Origin of the sequence: Leptospira alstonii serovar Sichuan str. 79601, assembly GCF_000347175.1 — a bacterium.
Lineage (GTDB): Bacteria > Spirochaetota > Leptospiria > Leptospirales > Leptospiraceae > Leptospira > Leptospira alstonii.
This window is the reverse complement of record NZ_ANIK01000062.1, coordinates 17,501-44,083: the sequence shown is the minus strand read 5'-3', so window position 1 is coordinate 44,083 and position 26,583 is coordinate 17,501. Positions and strand designations below refer to the sequence as shown.

The window sequence follows — 26,583 nt, the reverse complement described above, 5'->3', positions numbered from 1 at the left end:
GACTTCTGATTTTTTAGGACGGAAACCAGTCTCTGTAATCCAATGCGTGAAAATACGCAGCGGGTTGGCAGCGTAGTTTTCGTGTTACCAGGTTGTTTATTAGGTCGAGTTGGAGTATGTAACTGTAATACCTGTGAAATGTGGGAACTCCCTCATTCATCGTGTAAAGAATAGAATCCCCGACTTCGAGGTCCTCCAACCACAGGAGATAATTGAAAAGATAACAGCGAGACACGCCATGAGCCTGTGCGAGCGTTCCAAAGAGGGTCCAACTCCCGGTGTTAACTCTAACGTTCACTCGTTTCATCTTCAATTTTCCGGGACTGGTCTGATACAAGGTTCTGCCCGCTTTTTTTCCCAGACGTTTTGTGGCCGAAAGATATTTTCCATATGTTCTCAAAAGTTCCGGAATTCTCCTGGGAAGTAATTTCACATCTTTCTCGGAGAAACGAATCCAAGTATCTTCCGGAATCAAAAGAGTAACCGTTTCGGAACGATTCTCCCCAAGAGTCGAACTGATTTTACAATCGGAGTTAATTAACAAAGTGCCCATACCAAATACGGTTCTGGGAACGGGTTCAGGCGGATCGATTCGGGTAGAAAAAAGAAAACTTTTCTTAAAAAAATAACGTAACTCGGGTACGACGTAAAGGGAATCGGAAAGATTTTTGTTTTTAGAATTCTAATTTTTTCAGAACGGAACAAAGCCGGGAGATTACAAAAGGTCAATGTCTGACAGGCAAGGTCACCCTGACATCTGATTCCTAACCACTGACTCCTAGTACGCTCCAGCAAATTTCGCTTCAACATTCGTCTAAACTTACTCCACCAAATCACGTTAATTTATAAGAAAACTTTTTATCTGGATTTAAGAACCTATGAATCTAAAAAGAACGCTTCTTTTACTTATCAAATAAAACAGAATTTCACTTTTAAAAGAAGATTTCTATCTGTAACTACGGATTATTTTTCTTAAAAACAGAATTTTATCTAATATAATGGATTTTTTAATTGACGATGCAGAATAAAAACCATTCTCTGGTAAAAATTTCTAAACGGAGGATTTAGATGAAACACACTCGTATCCAATTAGCGGCAGGAATTCTTTTCCTCTGTGTTATTCCTTTGAGTTTATTCTCTCAAAGCGCTAAAAAAGAAAAGCCTGATCCCGTTCTCAATCTGGACCCGCCTTCTAACGTAAAATACGAAGAGCAGCCGAACGACGAAAAAGGGATTCCGGAGATCCAACAGGAACTCGCCAAGGAAGAGCCTTATAAAAGTCCGTATAAAGGAAAACTTCCCGGCGAATTTATGAAGTCCATGCTTCTTTCCCCGGAACACCAAGACGCGGTGAGAAAAACGGATCGTCTCTGGTTCGGAGATATCTTTCGCACGGGTTTCCAAATTCGTCCGCGTTTTGACTATAGCCACAACGCCGATTTTGATAAGCGAACTCAGGATGATAGAAACTATGCGACTCAAAACTCTCAGGTTTTCTTCGTCATCGATCCGAATCCCTACGTCGCCGCAAAGGTTACGATCCAAGACGTTCGCGTTTTCGGAGGCGAACAATCCCGCAAAGACGGACAACTCGGTTATCTCGGTCTTTCCAACTCGGCCGGCACGGAACTGAGCGCCGCGCCCACCGCTACAAATTCCGTAAGTATTAAGAACAATACGGACCTAAGAGAAGGTTTTATCCAATTGAAAAACTTCGCGGACGGTTTCGAAATTTTTCTCGGAAGACAGATCTTCGGTTTCGGTGATAACCGATACGTCGGCGGAAGAAACGACGGTCAGACTGGAAACTCCTTCGACGGAGCCCGGGTAAAATACAACTCGAAGTATTTCAACTCGGAAGCGTTCACTTCAGTCATCGCGGAAGACTCAAACGCAGGAAGCGGAAACAATACGGCGAACGGTGTCAAACGCGGAACGGTCAACGATACTTATCTTTCGGGCTTATACAACACGGTGAAGTTCGAGGACTTCCTCGTGGATCTTTATTACTTCAACATAGACAAAAAATGGGAACAAGGCCCGAACCCTAGTACGAGTATGGATAGAACCAGACAAAGAGACGACTTGAACACCGTCGGATTTCGTTTAAGTAATAGAACGGATAACAACCGTTTGCCGAAGACAAAAGCCTGGGACTGGACCTTGGAAGCCTCTTGGCAGTACGGTTTCAACGGTCAAAGGATCAACGCCGGTTGGGATACTTTCAAACAAACGGTGGACGGAAATCCGAAGTCCCAAAGGATTCATACTCAAAACGTAGAATACGACTCCAAGTTTTTCATCGCTCAGACGGGTTATACTTTCTTCGATCGATTTCGAATCGGAATTCAGTATTCCATCGGTTCGGGAGATCCCAATCGAACCGACAACAAAGTCGCAACCTACGACGCTTCCTTTGCGACAAGATCGGGAGGTTTCCCTTACTTCGATTCGGGAAACGGAATCGTAAACGCGACTTTCTGGTCGAACACAAGAACCAAATCCGTTCACCTGATGTATAACTCCGCAAACTATGGTAGATTTATCTTCGTCGCTTACGACATTCAAAAAGCTTCCGTAAACGACGCGTGGTATTCTTCCGGCGGAACCGCGAACACGGGACTTACCACGGAGAACACGACCGGTTCCGCTTTCGGCGGTTACAAACTGGGAGAAAGAGGAGGCAAACGTCTTTTTTACGAGTTCGACGTGATCTACCAATATTATCTTAAAGACTACGTTTCGATCTGGACCGGAGGTTCTTATTTACTCGCAGGAGATTCGGTCAGAAACGCAAGAGTCAATCCTTGGGCCCCGAACGTTAACGACAGATACACACTGGATCACAAATCCTACAGTTTCTTTCTGTTCGTTCAGTTTGCAATGTAATTCAAAATTTAAAAGTTAGGAACCGACATGAAAACAAAATTTTTTAAAATAACCGCGATCGCACTTTTTATGACGATCGTAAACATCGGGCTTTTCGCAAAAGACGCGACCCTTCTCAACGTATCGTACGATCCTACGAGGGAATTATACGCCGAGTATAACAAACTTTTTGCAAGTTATTGGAAATCCAAAACGGGAGACGACGTGAGAGTCAATCAATCCCACGGTGGAAGCGGCAAACAGGCAAGATCCGTAATCGACGGGTTGGAAGCCGACATCGTCACGCTTGCCCTGGCCTACGATATAGACATCATCGCTTCCAAGGGACTGATTTCCAGGGATTGGCTGAAAAGTCTACCGAACAACAGCACTCCCTACACTTCTACGATCGTGTTCGTGGTAAGAAAGGGAAATCCGAAAAACATCAAAGACTGGGACGACCTCGTCAGATCCAAGGTAAACGTAATCACTCCGAATCCGAAAACGAGCGGAGGGGCGCGCTGGAACTATCTCGCGGCCTGGGCTTTCGCTCAAAAAAAATTCAACAACGATACGAATAAGGTTCAGGACTTTATAAAAACATTATATAAGAACGTTCCCGTACTCGACTCGGGAGCCAGAGGCTCGAGCAACACATTCGCTCAAAACGGAATCGGAGACGTGCTGATCGCTTGGGAAAACGAATCCTTTCTCATCCTAGAAGAATTCGGCAAGGATAAATACGAAGTCGTAATTCCATCCCTGAGTATTCTCGCGGAACCGCCGGTTGCGATCGTGGAAAAAAACGCCGTGAAACACGGCACTCTGGAAACGGCAAAGGCGTATCTCAAGTCACTCTATTCCGAGGCGGCGCAAGAGATCATCGCAAAACACGGATATCGCCCGAGGAGTCAAACCGTTCTAAAAAAACACGAATCTAAATTTCCAAAGCTGGATTTGATCACAGTGGATGAACATTTCGGCGGATGGCATAAGGCTCAGAAAGATCATTTTGCAGACGGAGCTTCCTTCGACCAACTCTATGTGAAATAAAACCGAACATTGGCAACATCGCTTTTTACGAAAGCGATGATTTTTCAACTTTGTTGAAAGCCAAAGCCTAGGGCTCCGCGGCTTTGGCTTTCTCGTTTCTATTGGCGCTCGACTGGCTCGAAAAAGGCGAGGTTCTCCGGGCCTTCATGAATTACGATTCTATCCACCTTTCCTCCGGCCGAATGTACATTCTCTTTGAGATAGTGATAAAACCAACGAGCAATGTTTTCGGAAGTCGGATTGATCTTTTTAAATTCTTCCAGATCGTTAATCAGAATGTGATCCAACTTCCCTACGAGTTCCTTAAGTTTTTGTTTGGAAGTAAGAAAATCAAAACTGATTCCGTCTTGACCGATATTTTTTTTTCCGGAAAGATACAATTCGACTTTCCAAGAATGCCCGTGAATGGGTTCGTCCGAACCGTCCGGGAAATATTTGTAGAGGAAATGCGAAGATTCGAAACGTTCCTCGATTCGAATATAAAATCTTCCTGATTCTTCAAAAAACATAGCTCTTGACTTTCTTTCCCATGTCTATATATTGGAAACGTTTGCAAAAACGAAATTTTACGTAACGGTTATTTCAAGGATAGGAGATTTTCAATGACAGAAGCGGTCAAGCCAAGATTTTATAAGGAAATGACGGTAGGTGAGGCAATGGCCGTTCACCCCGAAGCAGGGCTTGTTTTTTCGAGTTACCATTTAGGCGGTTGTTCCCATTGTTCTATCAACGAGCTCGAAACGATCGAGCAAGTTTGTATGGGTTACGGCGTGGAAGTGGACGTTCTGATTGAAAGTCTGAACAATCTTCTCGAAGATTCGGAAGACTAAACAATTTCTCCGGGGAATTTTCCCCGGAATTAAAGTTTATTTTTTTCGTAAAATCTTGAGGGGAATCTTTTTTTAGGATTTATTCCCCCAATTTTTTCATTTGATTTTAGGAAGGATATAGATTATCGATCTTAAAATCTTTGGTTTTCTCCGAGCTGTCGATTCACTTTTTCTAAATTAAAAAAATTGAATTCGATGTTGAACCGATAAACCAGACATTACCACGTTCAAATCCCGATGGGATTCCTCAAAACAACGAATCTCGAAAGGAAGTCAGTCGTTTTAATTTTTAAGAGCGATTCAAATTCGTAATGTCGAACGCGTGTGAAACCTGATTTCTTCCGTTTAATTTCGAATGATAAAGCGCCTGATCGGCTTCTTTGATCAGTTGTGCGGAAAAATTAGAACTTTCAATCGGCGTATTTTTATCAAAACGAACGGTAGTCGCTCCCACGCTGATCGTAATTTGTTTGTTTTTCCACGCGTATTCCCGCACGGTTAAAACCAAAGTTTCGGCCATTTCGACGGCTTCTTTTTTAGAAGTATCCGGCAGTATTACGATGAATTCCTCGCCGCCGTAACGCGCCGATACGTCGTCTTTTCGAAAGATTTTAGTCAAAATAGAAGCCAAATCGACTAACACCAGATCACCGGCCGGATGTCCGTATTGATCGTTGTAGGCCTTAAAGTGATCCACGTCGATCATCAGTAAGGACAAAAAAGATTCCCGAGAGTTCAAATGCTCGATCCAATACTTCAGTTCTTTGTTAAACGACCTTCTGTTTTTTAGCTTTGTCAGTGGATCCGTAGAAGCCTGTTCGAATAATCGATCGTTCGCTTCCTTAAGCTCCGAAGCGAGCTGACTGATTTTTCGGTTCGATTCCACAAGCCCGGTGATGTCTCTTCCGGTCGAATAGATCAAACCAGTTTCGATATCCGGGTACGCAGTCCAAGAAAAATGTTTATAACTTCCATCAGCGCACTGAATCCGATGTTGAACCGATAAATTCGGCGTTCCCGCATTCAATTCTTCGAATTCTTTTAGGAACAATCCCATATCGTCCGGATGTACCAAATGAAAAGGATTGAGTCCCACCACTTTTTCGTTTTTCCATCCGAGGAGCCGTTCAAATGCGGAATTTACCGATACTACGATTCCGTCCGCCATCCTTTGAATCGCAAACAAATCCAAAGAATAGTTATAAAATTTTTCAAGATTGTATTCTTTTTCTTCCATGCGTATTTTCCTTTCAAAGTCGGATGAGAATCCCGTTTCCTTCCAACCTTTCCGAACCGGATATGGGCTTTCTTTTTTCTCAAAATAACTAGTCCCAAGCGGAAGTCGTTTTAATTTTTTAGGAGTCGTTCAAATTCGCAAATCTATATCGGATCCTATTGGAAGTTTCGCGAAACATAAACGTCTTAATTTTTCTCCGCCCGGAAACGGGTTTTGCAAATTATAACTTTTCTGGAAAAAGCGCTTCCAAACGACTTTCGCTTTTGTTTCATAGACCCATGCAAAATCCGATTTCGAAATACGATCGCTTCCGCTTCATTTTCTTAATCCTAATATTCGTCTCGTTTTTCTCAGTGGAATCCGTTCAAATAGAAGTGTTTATTCCTTTATGCGACGGATCACAACTCGCCTGTGGAAAAGGAAAAGCGGGAGATCCTCGTTCTTTGGATGGAAATCTCTATTGGGGAGCGGCTTTTGGAGCGGAATCTTTTTTTAAAAGAACCTCGGGTTTTCAAGTCGTGAATCGTCAAGAAGGCGATCCCGGTTCTCCGATTTTAAGAAATCTTTGGTTGGAACGGATTCCGAAAAAAGGAGAACGAAAAGTTTCCATTTTACTCCGCGCATACGCAGGAGACAAAATCGACGACGCGTTAGTCGACTTCTTAAACGCCACAACGGGAAAGTCCGATGCGGACCTTTTGGTTTGGGCCGGTCACGACCGATTGATGGATCGCCTTCCGCCCAAAATTCAATCCTTAAAAATTCCTTCGTCGAAATCCGTAGCGGTTTTGGCGTGTGAAAGTGAGAAATATTTCGGCCCTGTGATCCGTTCGATCGGCGCGAACCCGATCGCCTTAACCCGAACCTTTATGGCTCCGGAAGCGTATCTATTAGTAGCGTTAGCCGAAACGTCGGCCCGATCCGGCATTCGAGATAAGAAAGCGATTCGGTCGGCTTTGATCGACGCTTACGCAAAGTATCAGCGGATTTCCACACGAGCCTCCGGCACCGTTTTTTCAAAGTTGGACTAGAGCCGAATTTTAACTTCTTTCGAACTTCAACAAGCCCGACTTCAAGGAGAATTTTAATATGAGTATGTTTGCCGGAATTCCCGACAACGGAATTTCGAGCAAATTTTACCTGCAGTTTGCGATTCTTACTTAAGAATCGCGGGCGGGAATGTAATAGTATCGAACTCCCGCTTTACGAAAATAATTCCGAATTCGATTGTCTTCGTTTCGAACCTCCGAATTTTCCAACGGTTTCAGACCTTTTCGGAAAGTACCTTCGTTGATCTGCAATATTTCGCCTAACGTATCAAATCGATAGAATTCAAGACCGGATTGCCTTTTAAGAACCAGCAAATTCATAGTAAGAAAATTTTCGTTTCTGTATTCCTCTTCGGAAAGACCGTAGATAAAGGAACTCGGAAAAATTCTGTGAACGTCCCCTTTGTATTCGACCGTATTTTTTCTCCTATCCAAGTCCTTGAGAATGGTGTAAGAAGAACGATCGGTGATGAAATAAATCGTACCACAACGAAACGTTATATACTGTTTTCCTTTTTTATCCGTCGCCGCCGGAAGTACAATTCCGGATGAAATCATATCTCCAGGGGTATAATTGTTTTGTGCGATCTTTTCAAGACGATTGCGGAGGGACTCGTCCAAAAACTCCACCGAATCCGTTCGTTTCATCTTTCCAAGTTGGTGAAAGATTTTATCGAACTCGTTTTTTTCGTATCCCTTATTTTTTACGAACGTATCGAGCTGCTTTTTGAGACTTTTAAGCCGAATTTGAAAATAGGGCGAATCGTTTTTACCTGCGAGATTGAACATCTCTTCCCAAAGCGTTTCCAATTCGCGGATCTCGTCCTTTTGATCGAAGGTTCTTTTTTCCACCTCTTCCAAAATAGATTCGAATTTATGTTTTAGATCGAAGAAAAATCGGGAATCTTTTACGGAGTCCATACGAGTATTTTGATTATCGGACGATTTTGAGTTTTTTCGAGAGTTAGAAATTCGCGAAATCTTCGACGGAAATTTGGGCCTGTCTTAAAATACTTCGTAAGGTTCCGATCGCGATTTCTTTATGATTCGGAACAATCGCTGTCAATGATAACGGTCTAAGCGACACTCACTTCCGCCTGAAACTTTCTGATTTCGGGAAGAATCGTGGCGATCGGTGTTTCAAAATGTAGTTCCAGCGCTTCTCTCAAGTTGGCTAATGCCTCTTCCTGAGTTTCGCCTTGGCTTGCAATGTCCACCTCTAAACACTGCGCGACAAATAGACTGTCTTCTTGCCAAACACTTGCGGTAAAGAATCGTCTCATATCACTATAATAGAAACCGATTCGGTAAGCTTGTCCAATCTTTTTCGCTCTTACCTTCGATGCAACTCAAAGGGGCCTCGAGTGATTTACGAAGTAAATCGTATCGAGGGGTCAAGGCGTTAGTTCGCGTGTTTTCTACTCTTAATCGAAAGTATGATTCCCACCGCAGTCATGGACATAATCAAATGCGATCCTCCGTAACTCATAAACGAAAGCGGAATTCCGGTTACAGGCATAAGCCCGATCACGATCCCGATGTTGATCGCCATATGATAAAAAAGTAATGCTACAATTCCGGACGCGAGTAACGATCCGAATCGATCCTTACTTTCGTAACTGATCTGTAATCCTCTAAGCGGGATCGAAAATAAAAAGAACAACAAGAACACGGATCCTAAAAATCCGGTTTGTTCCGCCCAGGATGCAAAGATAAAATCGGTGCTAGATTCCGGAACGTGAGGAATTCTTCCTTCCGTCATCTCCGCGTTCATCAGCCCTTTTCCGAAAAATCTTCCCGATCCGACCGCGGGTTTGGACGCCCTGAGTTGATATCCGGCTCCTTGTTTGAATTCTTCCGGATTTAAAAACGCGGTCAATCGAACAACCTGATTTTCCCGGAACGGCACGGTTTTCATCACCACAACCGCCGAGATCAGACTGATTCCCAAGATCCCGAGAGGTATATAATATTGTCTTAATGTTCTACTTCCTCTCGCGATCCGAATTCCCACCATCACAAGACTCGCAATCAGAAAAAACGCTCCGAAAGTTAAGAGTATCTTTTGATTGGAAAGGATCTTAAATAAAAATCCGCCCTCCACTTCCACGACCTGATCCACAACTTCCTGCAACGCGTTTAACGTCTTGGGGGTTAGGTTGGCTGCTTTTAGATCCTTTCCGTCGAGTGCGAGCCAGATTTTTCCGCCTAACCGATTGACAACGGTCAATAGATCCGTCTTTCCGGTTCTTTGTAAGAAGTCGGCGATGTCGTTTATCAAAGTCAGTCTGGAATACTCGACGAACATGGGAACCATAAGAGTGATTCCTCCGAACGCCAATAAGGATCCGATATGAAGGATGTCCGCTCCTCCGAGAAAAAGCATCGTGAATAATATCGGAAGAAAAGAAACCGCGGTTCCGAAGTCAGGCTGCAATAGAATGAACACCATTGGAATCAGCACGATCACGAACGGAATCGCGAGCACGACGATATTCCTCAGATCCTTTTCCTTCAATACCATGAACTGTCCCAATAAAATCACCGTAGATAACTTTGCAAACTCCGAAGCCTGAATCCCGACGGGTCCGATCTTGAGCCAGGAACGCGCGCCTCTTCCGGATGGAAGATATCCTATCCCCGGTATCAAAGTGATCATCAGTAAAAAAACGGTGAACACATAGATCACGAGCGCATAAGCGCCTAACAACTGATAGTTGATTCTCGACACGAAATAAAGGATCGCAAGTCCTATGACGAAGTAAAAAAGTTGACGATACCATTTTCCGGGTCCGTCCTCGAAATTGACTTCCTGACTGTAAAGAGTCGTCACGCTACAAAGTACGACGATTACGACCGAAATCACTAAAAAGTAATCGATCTTTTCTATGGACTTATCTGGCTTCAAGAGTTCCCTCCTGTTCCGTCGACGGTAAAGAAGGCGGCGTTACATCTTGCGATTTTTTGAATGTTCCCGGGGGAAACGCAGCGTGAAACATTTCTCTCGCGACGGGCGCCGCTCCGGCCGCTCCTCCGATTCCGTATTCCACGAATACTACGACTAACACCTGTTCGCTGGCTGGCGCGCTCGCGGGCGCGTATCCCACAAACCAAGCGTGGTTCGAGCCGGAAGCCCCTCTTCTTCTCGTTTGAGCCGTTCCCGTTTTCCCCGCGATTTCGGGCAAATACGGCTTGTTCAACACATACGCCGCCGTTCCGCTTTTGACTACGAGCTTCAATCCTTCCTTGATCGCTTCCACGGAAGACTGATTGATCGGAATATCCCTGAGTATTTGAGGAGCGGTTCTGTTGATGATGGAGTTATCCACCGGATCTCGTATCTCGCTGACTACGTACGGTTGATAGATCTGTCCCCGATTGAGAAGGCCCATGTAAAACAAAGCCATTCCCATCGGAGTCGACGAGATAAATCCCTGTCCGATGGATAGATTGATCGTATCCCCGTCGAACCATTTCGTTCCGTACGTACTTTTCTTCCAAGCCGAAGAAGGAACAAAACCGGTAATTTCTCCCGGAAGATCGACTTTGGACTGGCTTTCCAATCCGAAAAGTCTGGAATAATTTAAAATCGCGTCGGAGCCGAGTTTGTATCCGAGATTGTAAAAATATACGGAACAGGATTTCTGCAACGCGTGTGCGAGGTCGTTGGTTCCGTGTCCGCCTTTTTCCCAACAATTAAAAACCTGATCGGGAACTCCCGCAAACGTGGACTTGAGCACAAAACTTCCGTTGCAGGAAAACGTGGTTTCAGGCGTGTATCCGATCTTGTGTTGGCTTTCCAAAGCGGCAAGAGCGACTAACGTTTTATATGTGGACGCCGGGGGAAACTTGGATTGGATCGCAAGATTTAAAAATCCTCCGTTGTCTTTGACTCGATTGAAATGTACGGTTCGATCAGCCTTATTCTTTCCCGAAAGGATATTGGGATCGTAACTCGGATTGGAAGCCATCGCAAGAACTTCACCGGTTGCAACCTTGATTGCAATCGCAGTTCCCCTTGTTCCTTTCAGCGCTTTGTGTGCTGCGATCTGAATATCCTTATCGATCGTTAAAACGAGATTATTTCCGGGCGAGGAATGTTCCACGACCCGTTCCTCTTCGATGTTTCCTTCGGAACTTCTTTTTTGAATTCTAAATCCGTCCACACCTCTCAGTTCGGAATCGTATTCCAACTCAAGCCCGCTCTTTCCGAGGAATTGATACGACTTGATCTCGCCGGAAACAAGATCGCTCCGAGTCGGCTTTCCGATATAACCGGTCACGTGCGCGAGAGCCGGGCCCATCTTGTAGATTCTTCTAGGAGAAGGAAGCAGAATGATGTACTTGGATATATTATCGAATACTGATATTCTTTCCTGCTGTGCGGTGGTAATCCCTTCCAAAAGAACGATCGGTTTTTTTGCCTTCAGATTTCTGGAAAAACGGGGTTCGATCAGCTCGTCTTGGTAATAAGAAATCGGAATCGAAAGGGTTCTTGCAAATTCTTGAATAAACGCCTTTGTCGCACCGGGATCGTATTTGAACAAAGAAGTGTTTAAAACGGCGTCCAGGGAGGAATAGTTCGAAACCAAAGCCATCGAAGTTTCCGGAGTGAGGAAGTTTCGATCGAACATCTGACCTCGCGCCGCGGGCATGATCTCGCTTTTTCTTACAAACCGTTCGGCTTTGAGAGCGTTATCCGTTCCGTTGAAAATCTGCAGATTGAATAACTGAAAGATAAACGCGGCGAGTGTAAACACGACAAGCCCGGAAAAGGTGTACAAACGAAGACGAAAACTTTTTTCAAGTCGGTATTCCGACGCAGACTGCGCTCCGCCGAACAACTTACGCGTCCCCCATATGATCCAATTGATAGATCCAAGTCAGCGCATAAAAAAACGCGGGAGCAATGAGCGCGTTAAAAAACGAGGTAAAAAATAAGGAATAACTCATATTCTCATGAAAGAAAAGAGAGAATAGATAATACGTAGCGACTCTCGTAATAAAGGTGATCAGTAGGGAATAGATCGTGATCGAAAGATAATTTTCGTGATATGCGGAACGAGCAAATTTACCGACGAGATATCCGATCAGACAAAAGGTCAAGGAATGAAGTCCGATCTTATACGTGACCACGTTTGCCGCGGAAATTTCCCCTCCGAGTCCTGAGTCCGTCAAAAGGCCTCCGAAAAATCCGATCCAAAGCCCGTAGAGAGGGCCTCTTCTCAGTGCGAAAAAAAGCACGAGAAGAATCATAAAGTCCGGTTTAATCGCCGAACCGATCTCGAAAAAATTCGAGCCGTTCAAAAAATGTGCGATTAAAATTCCGATCGCGATTACGAGTTTTTCCAAGATCATTGCAAATCTTCCTCGTTCGGAGCGGTGGTCGGCTGACTCTTCGGCGCGTTCGTTTGCGACTGATTCCCGTTAGGCGGAAGAGGATTTTTCGTTTGATTTTCTTTCAAACGATCTTCTCCCGGAAAGTTGAGTTCTCCGAAATACGGATTTTCGATCGTGATGTTCTGTCCTTCCGGCCAGGTTTCCAACCACTTCTCCGGAAGTTTGAGAAGGATCGTCACACTCTCCAACATCTCAAATCGAACAAACGGTTTTAAGAATGCGCTTTTAAAACTTCCGTTTCGTTGTCCTTCTTCCGTGATGATTCCGACGGGAATTCCAGAAGGAAATACGCCGCCCCCTCCAGAAGTGTAAACCGGTTTGCCGATCTTACTCAAAGACTCCGTGTATTGAATCATCTCGCTCGGCCCCATTGGATATTCTCCGAAAACTCTAGGATCGATGATGATTCCGCTGTCGATATAATTCAAAAGCGCTTCGGTTCCTCTTCCGGAATTTCCGGAAAGATTAGCCCATAGATTGGTATCGGGCATCGATACTCCCATGTTGAAGTTCGAGTTGATGAGAGGTTGAACCACCGCGGAGCCCCCGGTCACCGCCACAACTTTTCCGACAAGGGCTTCGATGATCGCGCCCTTTTGATCCACGGCTCTTGCGGTCACGGGCATGTAGGGTTTAAGTCCCGCGTCGGAACCCTTGTCTATGATGATGGTTCTATAAATGGAATTCAGACGAACGGACAAAACTTCCGCCTTGAGGCTCGCATATTTTTGTCGGCTCTGAAACCGGAGCTCTTTTCGGAGAGAATCGTTTTCCCGATTTGATCTTTCCAAATCCTGCGGAAGAAGTTTGTAGTCTTCCATAACCGCAACACAAGAGTCCCTCTCTTTACGAACGGTTTCAAAAGATTCCAACTTATTGTAAGCGCCTTTGAAAAATCCGCCGAAAGAATCGATGGAACCGGATACTACGTCGCCCACTCTTTGAAAACTGGCGATTCCCCGTACGATTACGTTACTTCGAAAGGTTAAGGATAAAATGGAGAATAGAATGCAAAAAAGAAGAGAAAGAGTCTCCTTACTTCGGCTGAGTTGAAACCATAACATCGAATCTTCTTTTGCTCCCGAACTCGTCCGGACAAAACTCGTCCGGAACGTTAGTGCATTTCAACTCAGTTTCAGCGGATACCGGGTTTGATATATTTCAACTCGTCCAAATACTTTCCGGTTCCAAGAACCACACAAGTAAGAGGATTTTCCGCACGGAAAACGGGAACTCCCGTTTCCTTAGAAAGATACATTTCCAGTCCTCGAAGGAGACAACCGCCTCCCGTAAGTACGATTCCTCTTTCCACGATATCCGATGCCAGTTCGGGAGGAGTTCTTTCCAAAACCCGTTTGATTCCGTCTAAAATTTCGTCCGTCGGTTCTTTGAGGGCCTTTCTGATTTCGTTGGATTCCAACTCAAGCGTTCTAGGAAGTCCGGAAATCGCGTCCCGTCCTCGAACTTCCATCGTCTCCGCCTTCTTTTCAGGAAAAGCGTTTCCTATCGTTAGTTTGATATCTTCCGCGGTTCTTTCCCCGACTACCAAGTTGTATTGGTTTCTGAGATACTTGATGATCGCTTCGTCGAACTCGTCCCCTCCGGTTCGAATGGACTCTGCGATTACCATTCCACCGAGAGAAATCACCGCGATTTCGGTCGTTCCGCCGCCGATGTCCACGATCATATTTCCCGCCGGTTCGTTGATCGGGATATTGGCTCCGATCGCCGCGGCCAACGCTTCTTCGATGAGGAAAATTTCTCTGGCTCCCGCTTGTTCTGCGGATTCGCGAACGGCGCGTCTTTCCACCTCGGTGATTCCGGAAGGAACTCCGATCACGATTCTAGGTTTTACGAAAGTGGTGCGGTTATGCACCTTGGCGATAAAATAACGAATCATTTTTTCTACGGTTTCAAAGTCGGCGATTACGCCGTCTTTCATCGGACGGATCGCAACGATTTCACCCGGGGTCCTACCCAACATCCGTTTTGCTTCCTGCCCAACGGCGAGAACCTTACCGGTGGCCGCGTGAACCGCGACAACGGAAGGTTCGGATAGAACGATCCCCTGTCCTTTCACATGCACCAGTGTATTTGCCGTCCCCAGATCGATTCCCATATCATTGGAAAACAGGGCATAGAGATTATCAAAGATCATTTCATGTACCTTTCAACCGCGGAGGTTTTTTATCTTTATTATCTGCTTAAAGCGGAAAATTCTTCAGAACTTTCTTCATTGGACAGGTTTCAATAATTTCAATGCTAAGGTTCCCGGCAACCTCAAAACAAAAAAATCAGAAAACAAATTAAGCTGGATCGTTTTTAGCGGAAGAGCATTCTGTTCAACCATGGTTCAGGAAAAACCTCTCGCTGCCATCGACCTCGGCACCAATTCATTCCACATGATCATCGTTCGGGTTAGAACCAACGGAACTTTTGAAGCCGTCGCTCGTGAAAAAGAATCGGTTCGCTTAGGTAACAAATTACAAGAAAGCGGTCCGATTGATCCCGACTCGTTTCGAAGGGGAATCGATTGTCTCAAACGATTCAAAATTCTCGCGGAAAACGCAGGCGCCGAAATCAGGGCCGTTGCCACAAGCGCGTTACGAGAGGCTTTCAACCAGGAAGAATTTTTAGAAGCCGCTTACGAAGAAGCCGGTATATCCATCGATGTAGTCAGCGGTTATGAAGAAGCCCGTTTGATCTATTTCGGTATCCTTCAGGGAATCCCTGTTTTCGATCGAAAGATCCTCATGATCGACATTGGAGGAGGAAGTACGGAGATACTCGTAGGCCACAGAGGAAACATTCTATTCTCCAAAAGTTTTAAGCTGGGAGCGATCCGACTCACCGAAAAATTCTTTAAGGAAGAAACTCTTTCCAACTCGGACATTCGAAAGTGCAGACTCTACATCGAAGAAATGCTCCTTCCCTTTCGAAAGATTCTCCGAGATTTAAAACCGGATTTGGTGGTGGGTTCGTCCGGAACCATCCAAGCCATTGCCGGAATGATTCTCGCTTCGAAAGGTGAGACCGAAGAGGTGCCTTTGAATCACTTCTCCTTTATCACTTCCGAATTCAAAAAAATTCGAAACCTGATTTTGGAAGCGGACACTTTCAAAAAAAGAGCCAAGATACCGGGACTCGATAGCAAACGAGCCGACATCATCGTCGGAGGAACTCTCATCTTGGAGGAGATTTTCGACCTCGCAAACGTTCCCGCTTTGACAGTTTCCGAGTTCGCTCTCCGGGAAGGAATCGTATACGACACCATTCGTAAATGGGAACATTTCGAAAACACGGAACATTCCAAACACTTGGACGATATCCGACAAACCGGCGTGCATAACTTTATGAGGGCTTTTTCCAGGGACGAAGAGTATTCCAAACACGTCGCGAACCTGAGCCTTCAGATTTTCGATCAATTGAGAAGTCTGCATAAACTCGGACAAGAACAAAGAGAACTTTTGGAAGCGGCTTCCCTTTTACACGAGATCGGTCAATCCATCTCTCATTCCGCGTTTCACAAACACAGTTATTATATGATCCGAAATTCTGAGATGCTTTTGGGTTTTACCTTTTTGGAAATCGAAATCATCGCGTTAACCGCTCGTTATCACAGAAAGAATACTCCCCGCACGAAACATAGAGAATACACAAGGCTCTCTGAAAAAAACCAAACACTCGTCAGTGTGCTTTCCGCAATTTTAAGAATCAGCTCTGCGTTAAACCGAAATCGAGGCGGCCTGGTTCCTTCCGTGACTTGCAAAATCGAAAAGAATCAAATCCGTTTCGTTTTAAAAGCGAGCAAAGGTTACGATCCTTCTCTGGAAATTTGGGCTGCGGAAGAACAAAAATCGGCGCTTGAAGAAACATTCGGTTACTCGGTGGAGTTTGTTGCGGGAAGTAGTTGAAATAGATTCTGTTTTTCTAAATTAAGAAAAGTGAAAGAATGATCGAATCAAAATTTAGGAACATCCGACATCTTAAAGCGAGATCGAAGCTTTTCACTCAATCACCAAAAGGAAATCAATGTGACAATCGACAAAAGTGGAGAATGGTGGATCGGAAATAATCCCCAAGACATTCAAGAATATCTTGTTTCATTTTCGGAAGATGAATACCCGATTACGGATTTTCGTCTTTGCAAATGCAAATGCGGTTCTGAAGTGTTTCAACTCGAAGCCGACGACACGGAAGGCGCTGCGCGTCGTCAATGTGTTTCTTGCGGAATCGATCAATTCATCTGTGACTGCAAAGAACACTGGGAAGACACCGACCCTGAAACCTTGCACTGTGTCGAATGCAATTCTATACAGACAAACGTAGGAGTTGGTTTTGCGCGGTATCAAGATAAATCGGATGGAATCCAATGGATCTATGTCGGATGTCGTTGCACAAACTGTGGAATACTCGGATGTTTTACAAGTTGGAAAGTAGGTTACGAACCGTCTCTCCATCTTATAGATGAAGTATGATGCAAAAAATCCTCATTTTCTTTCGAATGGTTTTTCACAATCCATCTTACGCGCGTTCGTTGGACGAAGTGAGAGAGAAGTTGAACAGAATCCGATACGACAAGGGGATTATCCTCCCAAAAGCTTGGATCAAAAATACGAAAAAGTCGCAACTATAGAATCTCAATCCCCGGATATCGAGAACGACGAGAAAAAAGTCAGGGATCTGATCAATTCCACGGGCTCCATCGTTCAGTATGAAAACAGCTCCGGATTAAAACAAAGAAAAAACCGCGTTATCAAACTCGCGGTCGATGTTCCTCCGGAAAAATTCGACGAACTGGTAAACGAATTCAAACAAATCGGAAAAAACGTTGCTTCTAACGATCGATAAAAAAGACATTTTACCGTGGCACGAACGATTGTTCCGACAAGGAACGGCTCTAAAAAAGGATTGATTTTTTAGACAAACATCTGTGTGAATTTTCGTTTTTCAAAAATCGACGATCGTGTAAAACGGAACGGTTCTTTACAAATCGAATCTAAGAGGGTTTCAATGAACGTAAGTGAAGTCATGAAAGAATTGGAAAAGATGGGAACCCCGTCCGTGAAAAAGATCTTCATCAATCACGGAGCGAAGGAGCCGCTTTTCGGCGTTAAAGTCGGCGATCTCAAAAAGATACAAAAAAAAGTTAAAAAAGACAATTCACTTTCATTAGAACTTTATAAAACGGGAAACGCAGACGCGATGTATCTCGCGGGACTGATCGCGGACGAAAAGCGAATTCAAAAAAAAGACCTGCAGTTTTGGGTAAAAAATTCCGGTTCTCCGATGATCAGCGAATGTACCGTCGCTTGGGTCGCCGCTGAAAGTAAATACGGTTGGGAACTCGCAAGAGAATGGATTTCATCCGAGAAAGAAAGTATTGCTTCTTCCGGTTGGAGTACGTTTTCCAGTTTGTTATCGATCGTTCCGAACGATCAAATCGATTCGAAAGAAATTTCCAAAAACCTAGAACGGATCGAATCTAAAATTCACAAATCGCAGAACCGAGTGAAATACTGCATGAACGGTTTTGTAATTGCGGTGGGAGGTTTTTGTCCTTCACTTTTCCAAGAAGCTCTGGAAACCGCAAAAAAGATCGGTAAGGTGGAAGTGATGACGGGCAAAACGGCGTGCAAGGTTCCTGACGCCGTCGAGTACATTTTAAAAATGCAGAAGATGGGAAAAATCGGAAATAAAAAAAAGACGGCTCGTTGTTAAGCGAAGAACCGTTTCTTATGATCCCTATATAATAAAATGTTGAAAAACTAATTTTCAATCTGTTTCCGTTTCATTGAAAGGGAGGATTTCAATCTATTGTCAATGACCCGAACAACCGATATCGCCAAAGGAAAGACATTCAATTTTCATGAAACGAATTTGGAAATTCAATCGTGTTCCTCGTGATTGAAAAGGAAAACCTTCCTACGCCGAAAAAACAGATTCTCTTTAAAGACGAAGGACAACAGATTGCTGTTTCAATACTGATCGTTCGACGTTTCACCTAACGATGATTCGGCTCTAAATTAAGATTCGAAATCTTTTCCGCCAAAATCGGAACCAACTTCCGCATCCCGCAAGTATTCAAGTGAGTGTAATCTCCGAAATCTCTCGGTTCAAACTTAGCCCTTCCGACCTTCCAATAAGGAATTCCCTCTTCCGTAAGAATCGATTCCCATGGAGGCATCTGCGGAAGCGAAGAAGTTTTTTCGTCGAAATCGGGACGAAACGGTAAAGAAACGGCCAAAACATGAACATTATGCGTCTTTAAATAAGAAAGAAACTCCCTCCAAGTTTTCAATGCAGACTTTCTCGTTTTTCGCAGAGCGAGTTCCGCGTTCGGAGGAAGGGGAATCGGCTTTTCGTTCGGGATACAAACCCCGTCGTATGGAGTTTGCCTTCCCCAATCCAAGTATCCCTTGTTTTTTGAATATTCCATTTCCAGAAATCGATTTCGATCGAGATTGGATTTCCATTTTTCGACCGGATTTCCGGAAAGGAGTTTTTCCAGATTTTTTTCCGAATAACCGAACTCGTCCCCCTCGCCCACGATTTTCAGAGTTGCGGAAGCGGAAGCATTCAGACGTAGAAAGGGAAAAATTCTTCCGAAAAGATAAAAAAGAGCCGAAGAAAAATTTCTTAAGTAGAAATCTCCAAAAAGAGTTTTCGTAAATATTTCAGGATGAAACGAATCGTAGTTTAACACGAGACTTCGATGCGCGCTCGCCACGTCCATATCCGCTATCGAAAAGATCGAACCGTTTACGATCACCAAAGAGGGTTTGGTTCCGATATTTCGTTCGTATTCCTTCCACCTTAGAAACATACCCTCCGGTTGTTCGGAAGGTCTCGGCAAAAACCAAATCGGACGACCGATTTTCATTTCCAATTCTTTAGGATAAATTCCGGAAAGGATCTGACTATCTCCGAGAAAAACAATCGGTCCGGGTTTTCGAAATTTCGAGTCCTTCGATTCCGTATAAAGGGAAAAATCCAGTCGAGACAATCGATCATAGAGGAAGGAATTCTTTTCTTGAAAGTATAGTAGGACCGGAAATAGAACGAATTGAAACGTTATGCTAAATAGAAAACAAACGATCACTCCTAAAACTTTCCTTCTTACAGAATTCAAATGAAACCCAAACATAACGTTATTTTTTTAAAACTCCTTAACTTTCTATCGAACCGGTCCGCAACACGATCGTAGAGAGCGTTGCACCTGAGTTTCCCCCGTGTTTGGGTGGGCAACTCAATGAATTTCTATTTCGCTTCCTGTCGAATGATCCATAGAGAATGAGACACCTATTTCAATTGATCGCTCTCTATATTCAGTGAAACACTCTCTACGGATCGCGTTTCAGGTCGCGAAAGGTTTAACTCTATTTCGCTTCCTATGGGTCGCGAAATAGGAAGCGGGAAGACCCCGGTGGTTGTTCTTTATCAGAAAATCATACTTTTTGCAAGTAAAAAGCCTCATTCTTGTCGAAACACTTGCGTTTTATTTGTAAAGTCCTAAGACCTAACCGTTCGCCACTTGAAACGTACGTTTTTGATTCTTCTTATTCCAAAATCCTTCTCAACTTGTGGGTAACGTTATGGTAAAACTCCGATCTCGTCCGTGCCGTTATGAATAAATCGGAAAAATTTTAACCCTGACATCCGAACTCTATCCACTGACTTCTAATATTCGCGTTTTTAACAACTTAACGACCACAATTGTAATTTCTTTTAAGATTTCGGACAAATTCTAAAACTGAAAGTAAAAAAATTCTTTCTTTTCAAAAACGCCGAAAAGACAAAATAAAATCCAAATTCCAAAAGAAAACGAAATCCAACGCGATTGTCTTAAAACGATCTTCTCTAAAAACGTATCAGTTCCCCCCGAAAGAATCATCCAAGTTTCCACTACAATCAACGGCAATAAAAGAAAAAACAACTTTGCTGCGAACACAGGATTCCAATAAACTCCGCCGACCGCGTTCAATATCAGAGCCAAAAGTTCTCCGGGAGAACGCACTTGAAATAAAAGTAATCCCAGAGAGAACATCCAGAAAGTCAAAAAAAATCCCATTAGTTTTATAAAATATTTGAATATTCGAATATTTCCTGGGACTAATGTCAAAACGTATTTTTGGATCAGATTATAGACGACCACTTGTAGTCCGCAGTAAAATCCCCAAACCAAATATCCGTACGTCGCGCCGTGCCAAAGTCCTCCCAAAATCCAAACGATCATCAGATTCAAATTTTGGCGGAACAAAGAAACCCTGTTTCCTCCCAGAGGAATGTAAAGATAGTCCCTAAGCCAGGTCGAAAGCGAAATATGCCATCGTTTCCAAAACTCGGAAGGACTGGATGAGATAAACGGAAAATTAAAATTCAAAGTTAGACGAAACCCCAACATCTTCGCGAGTCCCCGAGCGGCGTCCGTATATCCGCTAAAGTCCGCGTACACCTGAAATGCAAAACCGAACGCGATCCAAAAAACCATACCGGCCGGAAGTTGTATCCCCGGCTCCATCGCCTTTCCGGTAAACAACAAAAGATGATCCCCGATAAATACCTTTTTAAAAATTCCCCAAAAGAATAAAGTCGCTCCGGAAATAAATCCGTTCTCGGTAACGCCGCGTTGGGTTTCGATCTGAGGCAAAAGAGAATCCGGTCTTTCGATCGGACCGGCCAGCAACAACGGAAAAAAAAGATCGTAGACTCCGAAACGGATAAAATTCGAACAAGGTTGTATTTTTCCGGAACGGATATCCGAAAGATAACTGATATTATGAAACGTATAAAACGAAATTCCTACGGGTAAAAGAATTTCGGGAACGGGAAGAATCGAATACGGAAACAAAATCCCCAGAGTATCGTTCCAAACACTTAATAAAAACAGAATATACTTAAAGAAGATGAGAATACCGAGATTCAAAACGATCAAAAAAGCGAAAATCCTTTTTTGACGACTCGGGCTCGATGTTCGACCGAGCCGAATCCCTCCCGCAAAATTGAACGCGATGCAAAAAAGCAAAAGCAAAACCATCGTCGGTTTCCAAAAGCCGTAAAAAAACAAACCGCCGAAAAACAAAAGACGGTTCTGGCCGGCAAGTCCGAGACGGAAATAGATCAGACAAAATCCGATAAAAAAAAGAAGAAAGTTCAGAGAATTGAATAACATTCACCGACGATTTAGGATTCTTCGAGAAGTTCGAGAATTCTTTCCTTCTCTTTCGTATCCGCCGGATAACAAAGAGTATGTTGAATGACGGAGGTTTGAAAATCCTTCGACTTACGATCCGTCTCGGTGAGACGATTTTTAATTTTCCGAATGAGAACTTGAGTTTCTTCCCTATCCTTTCCATCCAGAATAACCGCGTATTTTCCCTGGCCGATTCGATAGTGAAAATCGGCTTCGGATAAATTTTCCTGAATCGCCTTTCTCAACTCGTCGCTATAGGACGCAAAAAATCCGGAGCCCTTCAGTTTTACCATTCTAGATATATTCTGAATTTTGAATATAGTTAAACTGAAACAACTTCCAAGTCTTGCCGATTTGAGAATCATATCCTCGATCCTTTCCTCGACCGGACTGAACGGATCCTTAAACACGGAGTCCCGTTCCTGAACGAGTAATAAGTTGGAAAAGACGGGAGCAAGCACTTCCGAGATTCCCACCGCCGTCTCTCGGTCCGAATCCGTCCAAGGGACTTCCGTTTCGTGAACGATCCACATTCCCACAAGCCAATGAAGATTGATAAAAGGAATGATGATAAAATCGGACATGAGCCCGAGTTCATCGTTCGATAATTTTTGTACAAGTTCCGAATGTTTTCTAAAATTTTCGATTCGAAATACTCCCGGAATGTTCGAGACAATTCCGACGATCGAACTTTCCAAAGGCAGTTTAAAACTTCCCACGTGTTCCGGAGTGAGCAGATTGGAAGCGAACACACGGAATTCGTTTTTGGTTTGTCCGTCCAAAATCATAAACGTAGCGCGGCGAATTTTTAACTCTTCCCGAAACGCGGAGAACAATTTATCGTAAGCCTCATCCATACTACGGACGGAAGCAAAATCCCTCGCAAGCGAAATGATCAGTTCGTTGGTTCGAACCGCTTCTTTTAGATTCTGATTTTCCTGATGAAGCAATTCGGTATCGTAAATTCTCTTATATACGGAGCCCGCAATTTCTCCGATAATCTTTAGGAATTCAAGATCTTCGATCGTGTAATCCTCTCCGCTGATCGTTTTACTGAGGAAGATGATTCCGAAAAATTCGTCCATAGTCCGAATCGGAACGAGAAGTTCGGCTTCGGATTGTTTGATGATCTCCCGTTCCTTGGCGGGAAGCGCGGGTTTTAAAAGTTCTTTCGCATAAAGAACGGAACCTGCGTTATGCACCGCGTGATAGATTTCCTCTTCCGAAGAGATAGTCCATTCCTGATTGAAGTTCTCTCCTTGATAGTCTTCCAATCGGAAAAAATCCCGACTTCCGTTTTTGGAGGAAAAGATGCCGATCGATTCGGAACCGATCTGACCCATGATGGAGAATAAAAGATTTTCGAAAAAGTTCGCAAAGTCGGTCGAAACTCCGATCTCCTTGCTGATCTCGAAAACGGAAATGTAATTCTCCAATTTTTTTCGGGAGGCGATCTGCAGATCGATGGGAGACGTCGTGAAATTGGAATCGTCGTCGAATAAGAATTCCGCCTTTTCGGAAGCGGAAACGTTCGGATCTTTTTTGGGAGGAGTTCTATGCGCTTCCTGTTCGGCTTCCTTGACCCAATCCTCGAACGGATCCTCTTCCAAAGACATTATGCTATCATCGAAGTCCGGTCCGTCCAAGACGGCCGTTTCTTCGTCCAAGTCTTTCGTAGAAGTTTCCGAATCCGTCTTATCGTTCGGTACAAAATCGAATTCGGGCTCTTCCGATTTTACATCTTCCGATTTGTCGTCTCCGAAAAGATCGTCGATGGGTATGTCGTCTTCCATTTCCTTCGAAGAGACGGACTCCGAAAACTCTTCGGGATGAACTTCTTCGGGAGCGGAAAATTCTTCCACATCTTCTGCGAAAGAAGCAGGATCGAAACCGGAATCCGGCTGCGATTCATCCGAAGAAAACGCATTCGATTCGGAAGAAAAATCGCCGACGGGTTCGTCGATCAGAGCGGACGTATCGGATTGTAATTCCGAAGAAGAGGCGGCGGGAAACGCTCTTGGTTCCTCGACATCCTTTCTCATACCGAGAGCCTTTTGCAAAAATCCCTGTTTACGCTGAAAAGACTCCGATTTTTTGAGAAGGGATTTTTTTTCTCCGCCGGAAGAAGTCGAAACTCCGGACGAGTCCGATCTGACTAACTTACTGACTCGTTCCAGCAATCCCATCGGTCATACACCGATCTGTTTCATTAGTTTTTTATAAAGTTCGAAATAATCGGAACGCGAAAATTCACGAATCAAATCGTCGGGCAGATTTCCGAGCAATTCATCCAGATACGTCATGATACGCTTCATTTCGTCCTTGGACGGAGTTTCGCCCGAAACTTCCCCCGCCTCCGTTTGCTCCGGAGTTTTACGCAGATCTTCGATCGGAGAAGTTTCCTCCCCGTCCGCATATTCATCCAGAACGATAACCATTTCCTCGTCGTCTATGTTCTCCAGAGTCGGAACAATCCGGTCAGAGGCCCCTTCCGCTCTGGAAACGTCGTCGTCGATGGAATCGAAAGCGTCCAAGTCGGATACGGGGGGCAATTCTCCTAAAATCTGATTTAGATCTTCCCTTTCTTCCCCAGCGGGAGCATCCGCGAGAAGATTTCCCAATTCGTCTTCCGAAAGAGCGATCGGTCCTTCGTCCTCTTCCGTTTGTTCTGCAACCGGAGCGTCCCAATCGATTTCCGTATCAGCAACCGGAAATTCTTCCGAAGCGGTCGGTTCTTCCGTAAGAATATGATCCAACTCTTCGTTGGAAAGAGCGATCGGTTCGTTTGCATCTTCCTCCTCCGCTTCGAAAGGAGCCGCTTCCGGTTCAAAATCAAAGGAAGAATCTAAAGCGGCTTCTTCATTTTCGGACGCGAGTAGATTTCCCAATTCGTCTTCCGAAAGAGCAATCGGCTCATCCTCTTCCGTTTGTTCTGCAAGCGGAGCGTCCAAATCGATTTCCGTATCAGGGCTCGGAAATTCTTCCGAAGCGTTCGGCACTTCCGTAAGTATATGATCCAACTCTTCGCCGGAGAGGGCGATCGGTTCGTTTGAATCCTCGTCCTCCGCTTCGAAAGGAGTCGTTTCCGAAACTTGGGTTTCCAATGTATCGAAATCATTCGTAGGCAGTTCGAAGTCTTTAAAGGATTCCAAAGCCGATGGTGCTTTTTCGGCTCCGATTTCATCCAGTTCGTGTACGGGAAGAGAAATGGATTCGTCCTCTTCCGAACCGGTTTCGTCGAATAAGGACGAAGTTTCGTCCGAAGATAATAAATTTCCAAGTTCTTCGTCGGAAAGAGCGATCGGTTCGTTATCGCTTTCTCCCTCCAGTTCCATAAGGGAATCGTTCGGTTCCAGGGAAAAATCCTCTGGAAGAGATTCTTCCGCCAGACCGAACTCGTCCGGTCCGCCTAAGTTTTGTTCTACGGGAAGGGAGAAGTTGTCGTTCTCTCCGAACATGGACCCGCTGTCTTCCGGTAACTCTCCGTCCTCGAACAGATCCCCGAATCCTTCCGCAGCGACTTCGGTTCCCGCGTCATCGGAAAGAAGATTTCCGAGTTCATCCTCGGAAAGGGCGATCGGCTCGTCGTCTTCGGATTCCAAAAGGGAATCTCCTGGTTCCAAGGAAAAGTCCGAAGAATCGGAAAGGGATTCTTCCGTTAAACCGAAATCGTCTCCGCCGAGAAGTCCAGTTTCGTCTAACGTGTCATCTTCGTCTTCGGATTGTATATGGTCCAGTTCCTCCAGGGAAAGAGAAATCGGTTCGTTGTCCTCTTCCGAACTGAATTCGGAAAAGATGGGTTGATCCAAATCTTCCATTTCCAAATCCGCAAACGAATCTGAGGATTCGGGCTCTTCTGCATTGTCTTCTTCCGCATTGTCTGCGAGGAGATTGCCCAATTCGTCGTCGGAGAGAGAGATGTCTTCGTTTTCGTCCGGATCGGTATGTGTGATAAAATCGGGAAGATCATCGTCCGTAGTCGGTTCGTCCCCGGTATTGAGTATGTCGTCTAATTCGTTGCCGGAAAGGGAAATCGGAGACTCATCGAAAGAGGGTTCCGACGTCCCGCTCGTTTCGGGAAGTTCGTCTCCGCCCAAAATTCCGTCCAATTCGGATTCGGATAAGGCGATGGGGCCCCTCTTCTTCGCTCAAAAAATCGTCTTCGTCAAAGGAAAGATCTCCGTGATCCGGCTTTACTCCCTGAAGGTCGTCCTCGGACGAGGAGATCGATTCCTCTTCGTCCAAGTCGGAAAAATCGAACTCTTCGGGATCGTCCAATTCTTCGTCGAAACTAATCGCGTCGGGTTCTTCGGTTAAATAACTGTCCAATTCGGAAAAATCCAATCCCGCGTCGGGAGCGGAATCTCCGAGTGCAAAAAAAGAATCATCGGATTCTAAATTAGAAATCTTTGATGTAGATGAATCGGGAAAATCGCTTATATCCAACAGTTTGTCGATTTCGGCGTCGACGAGCGGATCGGTCAATTCCAGATCCAAAGGATCTTCCAAACTCGAATCGACGGAACCGGGATGAAAGGAAAAATCGTTTTCGAAACTGGGAGGATATTCTTCTCCGGAGCTTGCGACCAAACTTTCCAAAGGATCGGCTTCTATAAACATGTCTTCCAATCCACCGCCGGGCTTGGATGGTTCCGGTTCACTCGAGCCTAACATGGAATCGATATCGTCGAATTGTAATTCGTCCATACCGGAATCCAGGCCACCGGGAGAATTTTCATCCTTTATCATGTCGTAGTCTTCCGCCATCTCTTCCTAATAACATCATTCTTTCAGTTCAATGACCTGTCCGTCCAGGATTTCCCGGTCGAGGTCTTGTTCGACGCCCGGGTTCTTTTTAATCCCACCCGCAACGAAAATCAAATCTTCCAGAGTGTCCCCCGCTTTGAGTTTGTAGACTCCGGGATTTTTTATATTTCCCCGAATCGATGCGGA

23 protein-coding genes and 3 pseudogenes (1 of these 26 running past the window's edge) are annotated in these 26,583 nt (G+C 44.6%); 8 read left to right on the top strand and 18 right to left on the bottom strand.

What is annotated here, in order from left to right:
- Positions 1-13: 13 nt before the first annotated feature.
- The gene (locus LEP1GSC194_RS13100; RefSeq protein WP_020774014.1) at positions 14-553 is read right to left on the bottom strand and encodes a DUF1564 domain-containing protein; all 540 of its coding nucleotides are present in this window, start codon (positions 551-553) and stop codon (positions 14-16) included.
- 515 nt (positions 554-1,068) lie between these two features.
- On the opposite strand from LEP1GSC194_RS13100, the gene LEP1GSC194_RS13090 reads away from it, so the two are divergent.
- Complete coding sequence (locus tag LEP1GSC194_RS13090; protein ID WP_020774015.1) at positions 1,069-2,889, top strand: alginate export family protein; 1,821 nt, start codon at positions 1,069-1,071, stop codon at positions 2,887-2,889.
- Positions 2,890-2,916: 27 nt separating this feature from the next.
- Entirely contained in the window at positions 2,917-3,921 is a 1,005-nt protein-coding gene (locus tag LEP1GSC194_RS13085) for a sulfate ABC transporter substrate-binding protein (RefSeq protein WP_020774003.1), read from the top strand.
- Positions 3,922-4,019: 98 nt separating this feature from the next.
- Here the strand turns inward: LEP1GSC194_RS13085 and LEP1GSC194_RS13080 are convergent, their stop codons facing one another.
- Positions 4,020-4,430 (bottom strand): 6-carboxytetrahydropterin synthase, encoded by a 411-nt coding sequence (locus LEP1GSC194_RS13080; RefSeq protein ID WP_017809970.1) that lies wholly within the window; start codon positions 4,428-4,430, stop codon positions 4,020-4,022.
- A gap of 93 nt (positions 4,431-4,523) precedes the next feature.
- Here LEP1GSC194_RS13080 and LEP1GSC194_RS13075 point away from each other — a divergent pair, with 93 nt between their 5' ends.
- A complete protein-coding gene (locus tag LEP1GSC194_RS13075) occupies positions 4,524-4,751 on the top strand; it encodes a DUF1858 domain-containing protein (RefSeq protein WP_017809969.1) in 228 nt (75 codons plus the stop codon).
- Between the two features lie 289 nt (positions 4,752-5,040).
- On the opposite strand, the gene LEP1GSC194_RS13070 is transcribed toward LEP1GSC194_RS13075, so the two are convergent.
- Positions 5,041-5,988 carry a sensor domain-containing diguanylate cyclase gene (locus LEP1GSC194_RS13070; RefSeq protein ID WP_020774004.1) on the bottom strand — a complete coding sequence of 316 codons (948 nt, stop codon included), beginning with the start codon at positions 5,986-5,988 and terminating at the stop codon, positions 5,041-5,043.
- 278 nt (positions 5,989-6,266) lie between these two features.
- Between LEP1GSC194_RS13070 and LEP1GSC194_RS13065 the strand changes: the two genes are divergently transcribed.
- Positions 6,267-7,019, top strand: coding sequence for a hypothetical protein (locus LEP1GSC194_RS13065; protein ID WP_051185279.1), 753 nt, complete (start codon positions 6,267-6,269; stop codon positions 7,017-7,019).
- Positions 7,020-7,148: 129 nt separating this feature from the next.
- Here the strand turns inward: LEP1GSC194_RS13065 and LEP1GSC194_RS13060 are convergent, their stop codons facing one another.
- From LEP1GSC194_RS13060 to LEP1GSC194_RS13030, 8 genes and pseudogenes are all read right to left on the bottom strand, one after another.
- Positions 7,149-7,958, bottom strand: a complete 810-nt coding sequence (locus LEP1GSC194_RS13060) for a hypothetical protein (RefSeq protein WP_020774000.1) — start codon at positions 7,956-7,958, stop codon at positions 7,149-7,151.
- Between the two features lie 43 nt (positions 7,959-8,001).
- Positions 8,002-8,106, bottom strand: a pseudogene (locus tag LEP1GSC194_RS21520) (type II toxin-antitoxin system HicA family toxin); the annotation flags it as partial.
- A 7-nt stretch (positions 8,107-8,113) separates the two neighbouring features.
- Positions 8,114-8,320, bottom strand: a complete 207-nt coding sequence (locus LEP1GSC194_RS13055) for a type II toxin-antitoxin system HicB family antitoxin (protein WP_017808343.1) — start codon at positions 8,318-8,320, stop codon at positions 8,114-8,116.
- A 119-nt stretch (positions 8,321-8,439) separates the two neighbouring features.
- Positions 8,440-9,945: a rod shape-determining protein RodA gene (gene rodA, locus LEP1GSC194_RS13050; RefSeq protein WP_020774025.1), complete on the bottom strand. Its 1,506-nt coding sequence runs from the start codon at positions 9,943-9,945 to the stop codon at positions 8,440-8,442.
- Positions 9,932-11,881, bottom strand: coding sequence for a penicillin-binding protein 2 (gene mrdA, locus LEP1GSC194_RS13045; protein ID WP_020774026.1), 1,950 nt, complete (start codon positions 11,879-11,881; stop codon positions 9,932-9,934). The genes rodA and mrdA overlap by 14 nt, the downstream gene beginning before the upstream one ends.
- A 1-nt stretch (position 11,882) precedes the next feature.
- Complete coding sequence (mreD, locus tag LEP1GSC194_RS13040; protein ID WP_020774007.1) at positions 11,883-12,395, bottom strand: rod shape-determining protein MreD; 513 nt, start codon at positions 12,393-12,395, stop codon at positions 11,883-11,885.
- A complete protein-coding gene (gene mreC, locus LEP1GSC194_RS13035; RefSeq protein ID WP_020774024.1) occupies positions 12,392-13,501 on the bottom strand; it encodes a rod shape-determining protein MreC in 1,110 nt (369 codons plus the stop codon). The genes mreD and mreC overlap by 4 nt, the downstream gene beginning before the upstream one ends.
- A gap of 71 nt (positions 13,502-13,572) precedes the next feature.
- Positions 13,573-14,595: a rod shape-determining protein gene (locus LEP1GSC194_RS13030; protein ID WP_000575569.1), complete on the bottom strand. Its 1,023-nt coding sequence runs from the start codon at positions 14,593-14,595 to the stop codon at positions 13,573-13,575.
- Between the two features lie 190 nt (positions 14,596-14,785).
- On the opposite strand from LEP1GSC194_RS13030, the gene LEP1GSC194_RS13025 reads away from it, so the two are divergent.
- The 4 genes from LEP1GSC194_RS13025 (at position 14,786) to LEP1GSC194_RS13010 (ending at position 18,158) form a co-directional block, all read left to right on the top strand.
- Positions 14,786-16,351: a Ppx/GppA phosphatase family protein gene (locus LEP1GSC194_RS13025; protein WP_020774028.1), complete on the top strand. Its 1,566-nt coding sequence runs from the start codon at positions 14,786-14,788 to the stop codon at positions 16,349-16,351.
- Between the two features lie 120 nt (positions 16,352-16,471).
- Complete coding sequence (locus LEP1GSC194_RS13020; RefSeq protein ID WP_017809141.1) at positions 16,472-16,915, top strand: hypothetical protein; 444 nt, start codon at positions 16,472-16,474, stop codon at positions 16,913-16,915.
- Positions 16,916-17,039: 124 nt separating this feature from the next.
- A complete protein-coding gene (locus tag LEP1GSC194_RS22355) occupies positions 17,040-17,288 on the top strand; it encodes a PF14257 domain protein (protein ID WP_020774017.1) in 249 nt (82 codons plus the stop codon).
- Positions 17,289-17,450: 162 nt separating this feature from the next.
- Entirely contained in the window at positions 17,451-18,158 is a 708-nt protein-coding gene (locus tag LEP1GSC194_RS13010) for a DNA alkylation repair protein (protein ID WP_036042775.1), read from the top strand.
- Between the two features lie 283 nt (positions 18,159-18,441).
- On the opposite strand, the gene LEP1GSC194_RS13005 is transcribed toward LEP1GSC194_RS13010, so the two are convergent.
- The 7 genes and pseudogenes from LEP1GSC194_RS13005 to LEP1GSC194_RS12985 all read right to left on the bottom strand — a co-directional run.
- Positions 18,442-19,584 (bottom strand): hypothetical protein, encoded by a 1,143-nt coding sequence (locus tag LEP1GSC194_RS13005; RefSeq protein WP_036042767.1) that lies wholly within the window; start codon positions 19,582-19,584, stop codon positions 18,442-18,444.
- Between the two features lie 600 nt (positions 19,585-20,184).
- On the bottom strand, positions 20,185-21,609 hold the full coding sequence (locus tag LEP1GSC194_RS13000; protein ID WP_020774005.1) for an MBOAT family O-acyltransferase: 1,425 nt from the start codon (positions 21,607-21,609) through the stop codon (positions 20,185-20,187).
- A gap of 11 nt (positions 21,610-21,620) precedes the next feature.
- Positions 21,621-23,267, bottom strand: a pseudogene (locus tag LEP1GSC194_RS12995) (GAF domain-containing protein); the annotation flags it as partial.
- A 395-nt stretch (positions 23,268-23,662) separates the two neighbouring features.
- Positions 23,663-23,816: pseudogene (locus tag LEP1GSC194_RS23630) on the bottom strand (GAF domain-containing protein); the annotation flags it as partial.
- Positions 23,817-23,819: 3 nt separating this feature from the next.
- The gene (locus LEP1GSC194_RS22705; RefSeq protein WP_456297473.1) at positions 23,820-25,739 is read right to left on the bottom strand and encodes a hypothetical protein; all 1,920 of its coding nucleotides are present in this window, start codon (positions 25,737-25,739) and stop codon (positions 23,820-23,822) included.
- Positions 25,672-26,397, bottom strand: coding sequence for a hypothetical protein (locus LEP1GSC194_RS23730; RefSeq protein ID WP_020774002.1), 726 nt, complete (start codon positions 26,395-26,397; stop codon positions 25,672-25,674). The genes LEP1GSC194_RS22705 and LEP1GSC194_RS23730 overlap by 68 nt, the downstream gene beginning before the upstream one ends.
- A 15-nt stretch (positions 26,398-26,412) precedes the next feature.
- Positions 26,413-26,583: the 3' portion of an SLBB domain-containing protein gene (locus LEP1GSC194_RS12985; RefSeq protein WP_020774016.1), read on the bottom strand. 111 nt of this gene lie beyond the right edge of the window; 171 of the gene's 282 nt are visible here — the last part of the coding sequence; its start codon lies off the right edge, out of view — the gene reads right to left on this strand; the stop codon is at positions 26,413-26,415.